Annotated in this window: 13 protein-coding genes; 11 read left to right on the top strand and 2 right to left on the bottom strand. The window is 64.2% G+C overall.

The window, feature by feature from the left end; genetic code table 11:
• From M729_RS0130970 to M729_RS0130935, 8 genes are all read left to right on the top strand, one after another.
• Positions 1-897, top strand: a complete 897-nt coding sequence (locus tag M729_RS0130970) for a sugar ABC transporter permease (RefSeq protein ID WP_027163870.1) — start codon at positions 1-3, stop codon at positions 895-897.
• Between the two features lie 5 nt (positions 898-902).
• Positions 903-1745, top strand: coding sequence for a carbohydrate ABC transporter permease (locus tag M729_RS0130965; protein WP_013532946.1), 843 nt, complete (start codon positions 903-905; stop codon positions 1743-1745).
• A 63-nt stretch (positions 1746-1808) separates the two neighbouring features.
• Positions 1809-2630 (top strand): sugar phosphate isomerase/epimerase, encoded by an 822-nt coding sequence (locus M729_RS0130960; RefSeq protein WP_027163869.1) that lies wholly within the window; start codon positions 1809-1811, stop codon positions 2628-2630.
• Positions 2631-2641: 11 nt separating this feature from the next.
• Entirely contained in the window at positions 2642-3718 is a 1077-nt protein-coding gene (locus tag M729_RS0130955; protein ID WP_027163868.1) for a Gfo/Idh/MocA family oxidoreductase, read from the top strand.
• Positions 3718-4536, top strand: coding sequence for a sugar phosphate isomerase/epimerase (locus tag M729_RS0130950; RefSeq protein ID WP_027163867.1), 819 nt, complete (start codon positions 3718-3720; stop codon positions 4534-4536). The genes M729_RS0130955 and M729_RS0130950 overlap by 1 nt, the downstream gene beginning before the upstream one ends.
• On the top strand, positions 4536-5369 hold the full coding sequence (locus M729_RS0130945; protein ID WP_027163866.1) for an alpha/beta hydrolase: 834 nt from the start codon (positions 4536-4538) through the stop codon (positions 5367-5369). The genes M729_RS0130950 and M729_RS0130945 overlap by 1 nt, the downstream gene beginning before the upstream one ends.
• Positions 5366-6088, top strand: a complete 723-nt coding sequence (locus tag M729_RS0130940; protein ID WP_013532941.1) for a ribulose-phosphate 3-epimerase — start codon at positions 5366-5368, stop codon at positions 6086-6088. Before M729_RS0130945 ends, M729_RS0130940 begins: the two co-directional genes overlap by 4 nt.
• Positions 6085-7113: an ROK family protein gene (locus M729_RS0130935; protein ID WP_027163865.1), complete on the top strand. Its 1029-nt coding sequence runs from the start codon at positions 6085-6087 to the stop codon at positions 7111-7113. Before M729_RS0130940 ends, M729_RS0130935 begins: the two co-directional genes overlap by 4 nt.
• A gap of 67 nt (positions 7114-7180) precedes the next feature.
• Here the strand turns inward: M729_RS0130935 and M729_RS0130930 are convergent, their stop codons facing one another.
• Positions 7181-8509 carry a dicarboxylate/amino acid:cation symporter gene (locus M729_RS0130930; RefSeq protein WP_024502566.1) on the bottom strand — a complete coding sequence of 443 codons (1329 nt, stop codon included), beginning with the start codon at positions 8507-8509 and terminating at the stop codon, positions 7181-7183.
• Between the two features lie 169 nt (positions 8510-8678).
• Here M729_RS0130930 and M729_RS0130925 point away from each other — a divergent pair, with 169 nt between their 5' ends.
• From M729_RS0130925 to M729_RS0130915, 3 genes are read left to right on the top strand one after another with little or no spacing between them, the layout of a single operon-like run.
• Positions 8679-10637 (top strand): sensor histidine kinase, encoded by a 1959-nt coding sequence (locus tag M729_RS0130925; RefSeq protein WP_027163863.1) that lies wholly within the window; start codon positions 8679-8681, stop codon positions 10635-10637.
• Positions 10634-12025: a sigma-54 dependent transcriptional regulator gene (locus M729_RS0130920; protein WP_027163862.1), complete on the top strand. Its 1392-nt coding sequence runs from the start codon at positions 10634-10636 to the stop codon at positions 12023-12025. Before M729_RS0130925 ends, M729_RS0130920 begins: the two co-directional genes overlap by 4 nt.
• Complete coding sequence (locus M729_RS0130915; protein ID WP_027163861.1) at positions 12022-12444, top strand: GNAT family N-acetyltransferase; 423 nt, start codon at positions 12022-12024, stop codon at positions 12442-12444. Before M729_RS0130920 ends, M729_RS0130915 begins: the two co-directional genes overlap by 4 nt.
• Here the strand turns inward: M729_RS0130915 and M729_RS0130910 are convergent.
• Positions 12441-13556: an anhydro-N-acetylmuramic acid kinase gene (locus tag M729_RS0130910; RefSeq protein WP_027163860.1), complete on the bottom strand. Its 1116-nt coding sequence runs from the start codon at positions 13554-13556 to the stop codon at positions 12441-12443. The two genes, M729_RS0130915 and M729_RS0130910, sit on opposite strands and share 4 nt — an antisense overlap.
• Between the last annotated feature and the right edge of the window lie 124 nt (positions 13557-13680).

Raw genomic sequence — 13680 nt, 5'->3', positions numbered from 1 at the left:
ATGACCCGGCAAAAGCGCTCCCGCTACAAGCTGAAACGAGCGGTCGCACCCTACCTCTATCTGTCGCCCTCGCTGCTCATAATCGGGCTTCTGATGCTGCTGCCGATGGTGACGGTGATTGCCTACTCGTTCCAGAACAGCGCGGTGCTGCGTCGGGACCCATCCTTTGCCGGACTGAAACACTACCAGGCGATCTTCGACGACCCGGTGTTCTGGGCTTCGCTGTGGCACACGCTCTACTTCACATGCATGAGTGTCATTTTCCACATGACAATCGGCATGGTCTTCGCGCTCATGCTGAACAGCGACCGCATCAATCCGACGCTGCGCAATGTTCTGCGCGTGCTCTACATACTGCCCTGGCTGTTCACCGCGGTGATCATCGCCGTGATCTGGCGCCTCCTGCTCGAGCCGAACGGTGTCGTGAACAGCATTCTCATGCAACTCGGCATCATCGGGTCCAAGGTCGAATGGTTTTCCTCGCCCGAGACCGCACTGCACGCCGTCACCTTTGCCAACATCTGGGCGGGATATCCGCTCTTCATGGTCAGCCTGCTCGCGGGTCTGCAGGGTATTCCCAAGGATTTCTACGAGGCGGCTGATATCGACGGGGCGAAAGCCTACCAGAAGCTGATCTTCATCACGATCCCGCAGCTGATGCCGATCATCATCAGCATCTCGCTGCTTGACTTCATCTGGACCATGCAGGTCTTCCCGTTGATCTGGATAACGACGGGCGGTGGCCCGATCTACTCGACCGAGGTCCTCAGCACCTACACGTACAAGCTGGCGTTTTCGAGCTACAACCTGTCGCAGGCTTCGGCGAGCGCTGTGGTCATCTTGTTGATCTCTCTCGGTCTGACGCTGTTCTACATTCGCTATCAAAAGGCTCGGTAGTCACCATGAGGAAAAGGCACACGCCGAAAGACAGGCTGATCACCGTGGCGCTCCATGTAGCGCTTGCAGCAGGGCTCTTTTTCGCGGCATTCCCGATCTACTGGATGCTGAGCAGCTCGTTCAAATCGAATACCGAAATCTTTGCCCTGCCACCAACCATCCTGCCAAAGGCGTTCACGCTGGAAGCATATGCAGCCATCCTTGGCGACCCGGTAAAGCTGCGCTTCTTCTTCAACAGCTATTTCGTGGCGGGAGCGGTGACCGTGCTGACGGTGCTGATCGCCTTGCTGGCGGCCTACGGGTTCAGCCGCTTCAATTTCCGCGGCAAGGGCAGCCTGAACACAATCATCATCAGCACGCAGACGATTCCGCCGATCACACTTTTGATCCCCTTCTTCGGGCTTGTCGTCTCATACGGTATCTTCGACACCTATGTCGCACTGATCCTGACCTACCTGGTGTTTACGCTGCCCTACGCGATCCTGCTGATGACGGGATATCTGAACACCTTGCCCCGCGATCTCGATGAAGCCGTGGCTGTCGACGGCGGCAGCAGCTGGACCGCGCTTTGGCGGGTGATTGTCCCGATTTCACTGCCTGGTATCGTGGCGACGTCGGTCTACACCTTCCTGTTGTGCTGGAACGAATTTCTCTTTGCGCTGACGCTGACGAAATCGACGTCCATGCGAACCGTCCCGATCGGCATCCAGCTGTTGATGGGGCAGCACGCCTTCGAATGGAACCAGATGATGGCGATGAGCGTGCTCGGCTCGCTACCGCTCTTGCTCATCTACCTCGTTGCCCAGAGGTACTTCCTCGCCGGCATGACCGCGGGCTCGGTCAAGTAGGATGTTCATCCCACGGCGACGCAGGGTGGCATCAATCAATAAGCGGTATCAAGGATTGAAAGGATGAACTTGAAAGACCTCAAAGTCGGCTGCCAGACCTTCACCTGGGAAATGCTGGGAGACCGGTTCACCGGCGGCCCCGACGATCTGCTGAGGGCGATCTCTGACGGTGGCTATGCCGGCATCGAGATCACCGACACCATGATCGGACATTATGGCGACAAGCCGGAGGAGTTCGCCGCCGCGCTGAAGGCGTGGGGGCTGACGCTGGTTTCCTTCGCCTTTGGTTCGAACAGTGGCTTTACGCTGAAGGAGAAGATCGGCGACGATCTCGAGACCGCCAAACGCTGGATCGGCTTCGCGGCTGCGTTCCCGGGCGCGCTGGTCTCGATGGGCTCGGCGACGGTGGTGTCCGACGGGCCGCGCGACGAGAAGTTCGCCATCGCGGCCGAGGTCTACAACCAGGCCGGCGAGCTTGGCCGCAGGGCCGGTGTTCAGGTCGCGGTGCATCCAAGCTCGCACCACAACACGCTGCTGTTCGACCGCGCCGATTACGATGCGATCTTTGCCTGGCTCGACCCCGACCTGGTCGGCTGGGTGCCGGATACCGGCCATATACTGCGCGGCCACAAGGACATGTCCGATACGCTGCGCACCTACCGCGACCGCATCCGCTACATCCACCTCAAGGACGTCGATGCCAACGGCAGCTGGGCCATGCTCGGCAAGGGCGTCTGCGACACGCCTGTTGTCATCGAGATCGCCAACACCGCACCGCGCTTCAACGGCTGGCTGGTGCTGGAGGAAGAATCCGAAACGGCCGCCGCCGATCCCGCCGGCGCGGTCAAGACCAACCGCCAGACAATGCGCAGCTTGGGCGCCTGAAGAACGATACGATGATCAAGAAACAAGACAGACGCCTCAGGGTCGGTGTGCTCGGCTGCGGTCCCATCGCGCAGTTCGCGCATCTGCAATCCTGCGTGAAGGCTGGGAATGCCGACCTCTACGCCATCTGCGACGCGGCACCCGATCTGCTCGCCCGCATGGGCGCCACCTACGAGCCGCAAAAGATGTATGCCGACTACGACGCCATGCTCGCCGATCCCGAACTGGAAGCGGTGATCGTCGCCACGTCGGACGCCTATCACGTGCCGATGTCGATCAAGGCGCTCGATGCGGGAAAGCATGTCCTGTGCGAAAAGCCGATCGGCACCTCGGTGGAGGAAGGCGAGGCACTGGCGCAGGCGGTCAGGCGCTCGGCCAAGGTCCTGCAGGTCGGTCACATGAAGCGCTTCGACCCGGCGCTGGAGGCCGCGCGCGACTTCGTGCGCGACGAGATCGGCGAGGTGCTGGCGCTTAAGGCCTGGTACTGCGATTCCACCCATCGCTACACCAACACCGATGCCATTCAGCCGCTGCCGGTCACCAGCAAGCTGGCGAAGAAGCCGACCGGCAATCCCAAGGCTGATCTCAGGCAATATTTCATGCTGGCGCACGGCTCGCATCTCGTCGACACGGCGCGTTTCCTGTGCGGCGATATCGTTGCCGTGCGCGCCCGCCTCAATGAGAAATTCGGCGCCTATTGCTGGTTCGTCGAGACCGAGTTCGCCAGCGGCGCGCTCGGGCATCTCGACCTGACCGTTGCCGTGCGCATGGACTGGCACGAAGGTTTTCAGCTCTATGGCGAGAACGGCTCCGTCATCGCGAAAACCTTCAACCCCTGGTACTTCCGCGCCAGCGAGGTCGAGATATTTCACGAGAAGACCGCCACCGCCCACAAGCCGCTCGGCGCCGACGGTCATTTCTTCCGCCGCCAACTGGAAGGCCTAGCGGATACAGTCCTGAACGGCACGCCGATGCGCGGCGCCAATGTCGAGGACGGTATCGCCTCGATCCGCGCCATGGTCGCCATCGCGCGTTCGGTCGAGACAGGTGAACGGGTCGAACTCGCCTCGGTTTCGGGAGCGGTCTGATGCGTCTCGGCATTTTCGCCAAGACATTTGCCGGCACAGAGCCGGCTGCCGTGCTGACGGCGGTTAAGCAGGCTGGCTATGAGACGACGCAGTTCAATCTCGCCTGCGCCGGCCTGCCGTCGATGCCGGATGTCGTGCCGGCGGATGCCATCGCTTCCGTCCGTGCCGCAGTGCGATCGTCAGGCGTTTCGCTGGCCGCACTGTCGGGCACCTACAACATGGCGCATCCCGACAAGGTCGTCCGCGACGGTGGCCTCAGGCGTCTCGCGGCCATCATCAATGCTGCTGCTGCCCTCGACATTCCGCTGGTCACGCTCTGCACCGGCTCGCGCAACGCCGCCGATCAGTGGGCGTATCATCCCGACAATAGCACGCCGGCCGCCTGGTCCGACATGGCCGCCGAGATGGAGAAAGCGCTGGCGCTTGCCGAAGACGCCGGCGTCGATCTCGGCATCGAGCCCGAGCAGGCCAACATCGTCACCTCGGCCAGGGACGCGACCAGGCTGATCGCCGAAATGGGATCGAAGCATCTGAAGATCGTGCTCGATCCGGCGAACCTGTTCGAGCACGCGACGCAACACGAAGCGCGCGCCATCGTCGCCGCCGCGATCGACGAGGCTGCCGGCCATATCGCCATGGCGCACGCCAAGGATCGCTCTGGTGACGGCGGCTTTGCCACCGCCGGACAAGGCATCGTCGATTTTCCGCATTTTGTTTCACGGCTGAAGGCAGCGGGCTTCGACGGATCGCTCGTCACCCACGGGCTGTCCGCCGATGAAGCCCCCGGCGTCGCAGCCTTTCTGCGGGGACTCCTCTGATGGTCGCCGCGCCAACGATCCTGCTTCGCGACGATGCATCGCTTCGTGTCTTCGACACGGGGCAGGGCAGGCCTCCCGTCGTCTTCCAGCACGGCCTCGGCGGTGATGCGGCACAAGTGGCGCAGAACTTTCCCGATGGTCCCTCATGCCGCCGACTGACCGTCGAATGCCGCGCTCAGGGCAGCTCTGGCGCCGGCACGACACGGCCGTTTTCGATCGCGATGTTCGCCGATGATGTGCTGGCCGCCGCGGATGCGGTCGGCCTCGACCGTTTCGTCGCCGGCGGCATCTCGATGGGCGCGGCAATCGCCTTGCGGCTTGCGGCCCGGCACCCGGATAGGGTCACAGGTCTGGTGCTTGTTCGCCCTGCCTGGGCTTTCGACGCGGCACCGCAAAACATGCGCCCTTACGTGGAAGTGGCGGAGCTCATCCTCAGCCGTCCGCTGGATGACGCGCGAGATATCTTCGCGGCCTCCGCGACGGCCGCACGCTTTCGAACCGCAGCGCCGGACAATCTTGCTTCCCTGCTCGGCTTCTTCGCGCGCGCCAACGCGAATGTTTTCGCCGAGGTGATGCGAGCAATCGCAAACGATGGGCCCGGCGTAACGCGGGCAGCGGCCGCCGGCCTCGCGCTCCCGACGCTCGTCATTGGCAGCGGCATCGATCTCGTCCATCCGCTGGCCACCGCGCGCAGCCTTGCAGACACCATCCCCAATGCCGCCTTTGTCGAGGTGACGCCGAAGGCCACCGACAAGGAGCGCCATTTCGCCGAAATCCGCGCCGCCATCGGCAGCTTTCTCAACACAAATTTTGACAACCAGGACCAATCATGATCTCGAAATCTCTCTCCGGCCCGGCCGCCATCGCCGAACTGCCACGCGATCGCATGATCGCCGAATTCTCGCTCTGGTCTGCCAATCTTGCCAATTTCGAGAACGACTTGAAGCGCATCGAACCCTATGTCGATCTTCATCATATCGATGTGGCGGACGGTCATTTCGCCCCGTCCTTCCTGTTCTTCCCCGACCTCGTCGCCCGCATCGCCGGGCTGACGGCCAAGCCCATCCATGTCCACCTGATGGTCGATGAAGCAATCGTCGAGGCGCAGACGCGCCAGTTCATCGAAGCCGGCGCCGACATGATCAGCGTCCATGCCGAGAATGGCGAAGCGGGATTGCGCGCCGTGCGGCTGGCGCGGGAGCTCGGCGCCGAGGCGGGCGTCGTGCTCAGGCTGGAGACGCCTGTGGAAGCGGTGACGGCCTTCGTCCCGGAAGTCGCCTTCGTAACGCTTCTTGGAACCGCAATCGGCGTCAAGGGACAGAGCCTGTCGGACAAGGCCTGCGACAGGCTGGGCGCTACCCGCGCTATCCTGAGAAAGGCCGGCCGTGAGGCGCAAGTGGTTCTGGCCGCCGACGGCGGCATCCGCCACGAGACCGTGCCGTTGCTGCGTGCCGCCGGGGCCGAAACCGTGGTCCTCGGTTCGCTCGCCTTCGGTGACAAGGACCTCGCCGGCCGCATCGGCTGGCTGCACGGCTTGAAGGTCGCGGCATGACAACGGAAGCCGCCCTTGCGATCGATCTTGGCGGGACGGAGCTTCGCGCCGCCCTGGTCGACCGTGAGGGCAAGATCCTGGCATTCGCGGCGGTGCCGACGCAGGCGCAGGCCGGTCCAGACGTGGTGATCGGCCAGATCGAGGCGCTGGCGGCGACCGTCCATGCCGAAGCCCCGGCACTGTCGGTCGTCGGCGTCGGTGTCGGTGCGCCGGGACCGCTTGATCCGCTGGCCGGCATCGCCGTCGGCCCGCCGACACTCACCGGCTGGCTGGATGTACCGCTTGCCGACATCCTCGAGCGGCGGCTCGGCCTGCCGGTCCGTCTGGAGAACGACGCCAATGCCGCGGCGCTCGGCGAATGGCGCTTCGGCGCCGGCCATGGCGCTCGCTCGCTGGTCTTTGTCACGGTGTCGACCGGCATCGGCGGCGGTGTCGTCGTCGATGGGCGCATCCTGCATGGCCGCCGTGGCCTTGCCGCCGAGATCGGTCACATGACCATCACCAATGAGGGCGAGCGTTGCGTGTGCGGCGTCATCGGCTGCTTCGAGGCCATCGCTTCGGGAACCGCGCTCGGCCGCCGCGCCAGCGCCGCCACGGCGGCCGGCGACGGCTCTGCCTTGCGGCGCCTGTCAGCGGATGCGGAGGTGACCGGCCGCCACGTCGTCGAGGCGGCACGGCTGCGCGACGATCTTGCCTCGGCCTTGCTGGACGAGGAAGCCCGCTGGCTGGGCGTCGGCTTCACCAACCTGTTACATCTCTATTCGCCCGATGTGCTGGTCGTCGGCGGCGGCATCGCCAATGGGCTCGACCTGATGGCGCCGACCATCGAGGCAACCATCAGGCAGCGGGCCATGCGCGCCTATCGCGACGTACCGGTCGTTCCAGCACAGCTCGGCCGCCATGCCGGGCTCGTCGGCGCCGCCAGCCTTGTGCTGTTCGACGACGAGGGCACTTTGGCAGCCCGCATGCCTGTCGGCCCAAGCACATATCCGGACACACCACTGAGCAAGATCGGCACCGTCTGACGTGCGACTGCATGACAAAGGCCGGAGGCAGCATGCCTCCGGCCTTTTACGCATAAGCCACGCGTGGTTACTCGGCGGGGACGACATCCGCCGGCAGGCTGTCGTCAGCCGTGCCCGCCAGCGCCCTCGCCAGCTTGGCCTCGTCGAGTTCGCCTTCCCAGCGCGCCACCACCAGCGTGGCGACGGCATTGCCAACGAAGTTGGTCAGCGCCCGGCATTCCGACATGAAGCGGTCGACGCCGAGGATCAGCGCCATACCGGCGACCGGCACCGCCGGAACCACCGACAGCGTGGCGGCAAGGGTGATGAAGCCCGCTCCGGTGATGCCGGCGGCGCCCTTGGACGAGAGCATGGCAACCAGCAGCAGCAGGATCTGGTCACCCATCGACAAGTGGATGTTGGTCGCCTGCGCGATGAACAGCGCCGCCAGCGTCATGTAGATGTTGGTACCGTCGAGGTTGAAGGAATAGCCGGTCGGGATGACCAGGCCGACCACGGAGCGCTTGGCGCCGGCCTTCTCCATCTTTTCCATCAGCGAGGGCAGGGCGGCCTCCGACGAGGAGGTGCCCAGCACCAAAAGCAGCTCTTCCTTGATGTAGCGGATCAGCGACAGGATGGAGAATCCGTTGTAGCGGCAGACCGCACCCAGCACGATGAACACGAACAGGAACGACGTCACGTAAAAGGTGCCGACCAGCATGGCGAGATTGATGACCGCGCCGATGCCGTATTTGCCGATGGTGAAGGCCATGGCGCCGAAGGCACCGATGGGGGCGGCCTTCATCAGCACGCTGACCAGCTTGAAGATCGGCGTCGTCAGCGCCTGCAGGAAATTGAGGACGGGCTCGCCCTTCTCGCCGACCAGCGCCAGCGCGATGCCGAACAGCACCGAGAAGAACAGCACCTGCAGGATGTCGCCGTCGGCGAAGGCGCCGACGATGGTCGACGGGATGATGTTCATCAGGAACCCGGTGACCGACTGATCGTGCGCCTTGGCGGCGTAGGTGTTGACGGTCGAGGCGTCGAGCGTCGCCGGGTCGATGTTGAAGCCGGCGCCCGGCTGCACGACATTGGCGACGACAAGGCCGATGATCAGCGCCAACGTCGAAAAGGTGAGGAAATAGAGCATCGCCTTGCCGGCAACACGCCCGACCTTCTGCAGGTCGCTCATGCCGGCAATGCCCGTTGTCACGGTCAGGAAGATGACCGGGGCGATGATCATCTTGACCAGCTTGATGAAGGCGTCGCCGAGCGGCTTCATGCTCTCGCCGACCGACGGATAGAAATGGCCGAGCAGGATGCCGACGGTGATCGCGACGAGCACCTGCACGTATAGTTGGGCATAGAAAGGTTTGCGCTGCGCGGCAAGCGCGCCTGATTGGTCTGCGATGTGCATCGAACTCTCCCTGGCCGGATGGGCGAAAACGGATCGCCTGCGTGACTTCTCCCATCGCGGCGCTCCGGTCGCACGCCGCTGAAAACAGTTTTGCAAGCGTCGTGCCAGATCGGGGAAAGGCCGGAATCGCGGATTTCCGCCTTTGTCAGAGGTCGCGCGGACAATACTTGTGCGGATTTCCGCACAAGTGGCGTTTGCCTGGGCGGATTTTCGCATTACACTGACCGGAAAGCCGCGAAGAAAAGGGAGAGGGCAGACGCCGCAGGCAGGCACCGATAGCGAATCCCAAGGGTTTGCCGGCCGTGAGTTGCTGCGCGAGGCGGTGGCCCGGCTGCGCGATGGCCGCTGGCTTGCCGTGGTCGCAGCCCTTGCCGTCCTGGCTGGCGCGATCGCCATCGCCGGGCGCATCGCCTCCGGCCAGGCGGCCGACAATCTGCGCGACACAGCACTTGCCGCTCTGCCGCTGGCGGCGGGAACGCTGACCGGCGAAATCGAAAAGCAGCGCCTGGTTCCCTTGGTGCTGGCCCGCGACGATGCTGTGCGGGGCGCGCTGCGCCGGGCCGGGAAGATGCAAGAAGCGGCCCTCAACGACAAGCTCAAGGCGATTGCCGGCGATGCCTCGGCCTCCGCCATCTATGTCATCGATACGGCAGGCATCGCCATATCAGCCAGCAATGCCGGCGAACCGACCAGCTTTGTCGGCATCGACTATAATTTCCGGCACTATTTCCAGGAGGCCATGGCCAACGGCGCCGCCAGCCAATATGGTCTCGGCACGATCAGCGGACGGCCGGGACTCTACCTTTCGAGCCGCGTCGACGATAACGGCAAGCCGCTTGGCGTTGCGGTGTTGAAGGTCGAGCTCGACGGCGTCGAGGCAAATTGGCGTTCCAGCGGTTTCCTTGTCTTTGTCACCGATGAACGAGGCGTCGTGCTGGCCACCAGCCAGCCCGACTGGCGGTTTCGTGCGCTGGCACCACTGTCGGCCGAGGACGTGGCCGCCGCCCATGAGCAACTGCAATTGGCCGATGCTGCCTTCGAGCCGCTGCCGTTCAGACGCGGCGCCGGCGATGGCCTGGCGACGATCGACAACGCCGGAAAACCACGCCAGTTCGTCGAGGTGGTGCAGGATTTGCCCGGTGCAGTCCCAGGCTGGCGTCTGTGGCTGCTGACGCCCGCCGACGCTGCTCTCTCCTCGGCCGCCAATACGGCGCGCCTGACCACGCTCCTGGGCTTGCTGCTTCTAGGCTTGATTGCCTACGTGCTGACCCGGCGCCGGCGAACGCGCAGGCTGCGGCAGGAAGCGCTGGCGCGCATGAATGCCGAGCTCGAAAGCCGGGTCAGCACGCGAACGGCCGAGCTGACGCGCTCCAACACCGCACTTGCCGGCGAAATCGCCGAGCGCGAGAATGCCGAAGCCAAGGTCCGCCGACTGCGCGACGATCTCGCCCAGGCCAACCGGCTTTCCATCCTCGGCCAGATCGCCGCCGGCGTGGCGCATGAGATCAACCAGCCGGTCGCCGCCATCCGCACCTATGCCGAGAATGCAGGTCGTTTTCTGGACAGCGGCAAGACCGGATCGGCCAGCGGCAATCTGACATCGATCGTTTCGATGACCGAACGCATCGGCGCGATCACCGGCACCTTGCGCACTTTCGCCCGCCGGCCGGGCGTCGCCGCTTCGCCGCTGCCGGTGCGCGAGGCGATCGACGGCGCGCTGTCGCTGCTGTCAGGCCGCATACGCGATTCCGGCGTCACCATCGTCAGGCCGCGCGGCAATGCCTCGCCGGTGGTCATGGCGAGCCGCATCCGGCTGGAGCAGATCCTGGTCAATCTGTTGCAAAATGCATTGGACGCGATGAAGGACCAGCCCGATCCCCGCATCGAGATCGAACTTGCCGAGCGCGACGACAGGGTGCTGATTTCGGTGCGCGACAATGGCCCCGGCCTTGGTCCGGAGGCGGCTGGCAATCTGTTCATGCCGTTCCAGACCACCAAGGAGAAGGGGCTTGGTCTCGGGCTGGTGATCTCGCAGGAGATCGCCCAGGAATTGGGCGGCACGCTGCGGCTCGATCCCGGCAATGGCAGCGGCGCATCCTTCACCATAGATTTGAGGCGAATTGAATGACAGACGGATCAGGGCTGGTCGCGCTCGTCGACGACGATGCGGACCTCCTTCACGCCACCACGCAATTGCTCGAGCTTGCCGGCTTCACGGTGGTCGCACTCGACGCCGCCGAGGCAGCACTTGCCGTCGTCGACAGGAATTTCGAGGGCGTCGTCGTCAGCGATATCCGCATGCCGGGCATGAATGGTCTGCAGCTGTTCGATCGCATCAAGGCGATCGATCCGGATATACCCGTGATCCTGGTCACCGGCCATGGCGACGTCGATCTTGCGGTGGCGGCGCTCAAGGACGGCGTCTACGATTTCATCTCGAAACCCTATGCCGGCGATCGCCTTCTCGAGGCGCTGAAACGGGCGAGTGAGAAGCGGCGGCTGGTGATGGAGAACCGGCGGCTGCGCGAAGCCGCGGCACTGGCCGCCGACGGCCTGCCGCTGATCGGCGAGGCACCTTCCATCAAACGGCTGCGCGAGACCTTGCGCCAGATCGCCGACATGGATGTCGACGTGCTGGTCGAGGGAGAGACCGGAACCGGCAAGGAAGTGGTGGCGGACCTCCTGCACCGATGGGGGCGGCGGCGCGCAAAACCCTTCGTGGCGCTGAATTGCGGCGCCCTGCCGGAGACGGTCATAGAGAGCGAGTTGTTCGGCCACGAGGCGGGCGCGTTCACCGGCGCGCAGCGGCGGCGGATTGGCAGCATCGAGCATTCGAGCGGCGGCACGCTGTTTCTCGACGAGATCGAATCCATGCCGCCTGCGCTCCAGGTCAAGCTGCTGCGCGTGCTCGAAACGCGCAGCCTCACGCCGCTTGGCTCGAACGAGATACGGCGCATCGATCTCAGGGTCGTCGCAGCGACCAAGGTCGATCTCGGGCGGCCGGACCAGCGCGGCGATTTTCGCGAGGATCTGTATTTTCGCCTCAACGTGGTGACGCTGCGCATTCCGCCGCTACGTGAACGCCGCGGCGATATCCCGATGCTGTTCGGGCATTTCCTCGGCAAGGCGGCCGAACGGTTTGGCCGGCCTGTCGCCAAGGTGAATGCAGCCGTCAGCGATCATCTCCAGTCGCATGACTGGCCGGGCAATGTGCGCGAGCTCGCCCATTTCGCCGATCGCGTCGCGCTCGGTCTCGGCCCGGACGAGGAGATGAAAACGGTTCGCGCGTATTCGCCGGAGCCTGCGGCAGCATTGCCCGAACGGGTCGGCCACTATGAGGCGCAACTGATCCGCGATGCGCTGCGCGACCATGGCGGCGACGTGCGCGCCGCCATCGACGCGCTCGGCGTGCCGCGTAAGACCTTTTATGACAAGCTCAAGCGCTACGGCATTGCCGCGTCCGAATTTCGCAATGGCGGCGATGCCGATACGCAACCCATCTCGGAAAAGCGATGAACACGACACTGGAAACGACGGCAAATCCCTCGCCGCAAGACCTCACTTTTCTCAGCGAAAGGCTTACGGCGTTCAACGACGGCGATGTCGGCGCGTCCGAAAGGCAAGCGCTTGCGGTGTTCGTGCGGGGCGAGGATGGCGCGGTCGTCGCCGGCATTTCCGGCTACACCGCCTGGGGATGGCTTTATGTGCAATGGCTCTGGGTGGATGAGCGGCTGCGCGGTCAGCACATGGCCGGCAAGATGCTGGACGCGGCCGAACATGAAGCGGTGGCGCGCGGCTGTCAAAACGCCTGGATCGACACCTTAAATCCGAATGCCGCCAAGGTCTATCAGCGCCAGGGTTATCAGCCCTTTGGAACACTTGCCGACTTCCCCGTCGGCCGCAGCCGCATCTTCCTGCAGAAGAAACTGGCTTAACCGGCGAGATTTCCGCCCTGCATCGGCCGCGGTGCGCCGGTCGTGCTCGGAAAACTGATCGGCAGCCCGCGCAGCACGCGAACCGCGAGGAAGGCAAAGCATTCCGCCTCCACCGCGTCGCCGCTCCAGCCCAGGCTCTCGGCCTGCACCACCTCGACGCCGGCGCGGCTGGCCAGCATCGCCATCATGGTCGGATTATGGCGACCTCCGCCGCTGACCACCAGCTTTTTAGGCCGGCTTGGTAAGAGGTCGAGTGCCTTGCCGACGGCGCCGGCGGTGAACGCGGTGAGCAAGGCCGCACCATCCTCTGCATTCAGGCCGTCCGCCATCGCGGCACCGAAGTCGAAACGATCCAGCGATTTCGGGTAGGCTTTGCTCAGATAAGGGTGCTGCAGCAGCTTGGCGAGCCGGGCCTCGTCGACCGTTCCCGCCCGGCCAAGCGCGCCGTCGCGGTCCATCTCGCCGAGCCCCTTCGACTTGATGAAATCGTTGAGCGGCGCGTTGGCGGGGCCGGTGTCGAAGGCGACGACATTGTCAGCGCCGTCCCACCAGGTGATGTTGGCGACGCCGCCGAGATTGAGTACGGCGACCTCGCCATTGGCACCGGCGCTGCGCATCAGCGCGGTGTGATAGACCGCGGCCAGCGGCGCGCCTTGCCCCCCGGCGCGCATGTCGGCCGAGCGGAAATCGTATGCGACCTTGGTGCCCAGTATGGCATGCATCAGCTCACCGTCGCCGAGCTGCCGGGTCTGGCCCAGCCGTCCAACCTGCGGCGCACGATGCAGAACGGTCTGGCCGTGAAAACCGACAATGCCGATATCGGCCATCGTCATGCCATAGCCTTCGACCAACTCCTTGACGGCCGCCGATTGCGCGCGTGTCAGGGCATCCTCCGCGGTGCGGAAGATCGCCGGCTCCGGCCCGACGAAATTCCACGCCCGCGCCTCCGTCAGCGTCTCTTCCAGCAGCGAGCGGATCGACGCGGGATAGGGCATCAACCGATAGGTGCCGAAATCCTCGATCTGCTCGCCATCGGTCTTGATCAGCGCGACGTCGATGTTGCCGTCCAGCACCGTGCCGGTCATCAGGCCGACGGCCCAGATTGGTTCCATAGTCGTTTCCTCGTTGAGCATGATCTTTTCCGAAACCGTTTCCCACTTTTCGGGACCATGCTCCAGTCCCCATCGATGAGATCGCCGATCGCTTTGCGAAGCCTGACGATTCTACCGTCAAAAT

It is taken from the genome of Mesorhizobium sp. WSM1293 (assembly GCF_000513875.1).
GTDB classification, from domain to species: Bacteria; Pseudomonadota; Alphaproteobacteria; order Rhizobiales; family Rhizobiaceae; genus Mesorhizobium; species Mesorhizobium ciceri.
Note: the sequence above shows the minus strand (reverse complement) of the source record. Positions and strands in the feature narration are given on the sequence as shown.

Bases quoted from the DNA above. Each gene is read 5' to 3' on its own strand.
- M729_RS0130970 (WP_027163870.1), top strand. From the start codon at position 1: ATGACCCGGCAAAAGCGCTCCCGCTACAAGCTGAAACGAGCGGTCGCA.
- M729_RS0130965 (WP_013532946.1), top strand. From the start codon at position 903: ATGAGGAAAAGGCACACGCCGAAAGACAGGCTGATCACCGTGGCGCTC.
- M729_RS0130960 (WP_027163869.1), top strand. From the start codon at position 1,809: ATGAACTTGAAAGACCTCAAAGTCGGCTGCCAGACCTTCACCTGGGAA.
- M729_RS0130955 (WP_027163868.1), top strand. From the start codon at position 2,642: ATGATCAAGAAACAAGACAGACGCCTCAGGGTCGGTGTGCTCGGCTGC.
- M729_RS0130950 (WP_027163867.1), top strand. From the start codon at position 3,718: ATGCGTCTCGGCATTTTCGCCAAGACATTTGCCGGCACAGAGCCGGCT.
- M729_RS0130945 (WP_027163866.1), top strand. From the start codon at position 4,536: ATGGTCGCCGCGCCAACGATCCTGCTTCGCGACGATGCATCGCTTCGT.
- M729_RS0130940 (WP_013532941.1), top strand. From the start codon at position 5,366: ATGATCTCGAAATCTCTCTCCGGCCCGGCCGCCATCGCCGAACTGCCA.
- M729_RS0130935 (WP_027163865.1), top strand. From the start codon at position 6,085: ATGACAACGGAAGCCGCCCTTGCGATCGATCTTGGCGGGACGGAGCTT.
- M729_RS0130930 (WP_024502566.1), bottom strand. From the start codon at position 8,509: ATGCACATCGCAGACCAATCAGGCGCGCTTGCCGCGCAGCGCAAACCT.
- M729_RS0130920 (WP_027163862.1), top strand. From the start codon at position 10,634: ATGACAGACGGATCAGGGCTGGTCGCGCTCGTCGACGACGATGCGGAC.
- M729_RS0130915 (WP_027163861.1), top strand. From the start codon at position 12,022: ATGAACACGACACTGGAAACGACGGCAAATCCCTCGCCGCAAGACCTC.
- M729_RS0130910 (WP_027163860.1), bottom strand. From the start codon at position 13,556: ATGGAACCAATCTGGGCCGTCGGCCTGATGACCGGCACGGTGCTGGAC.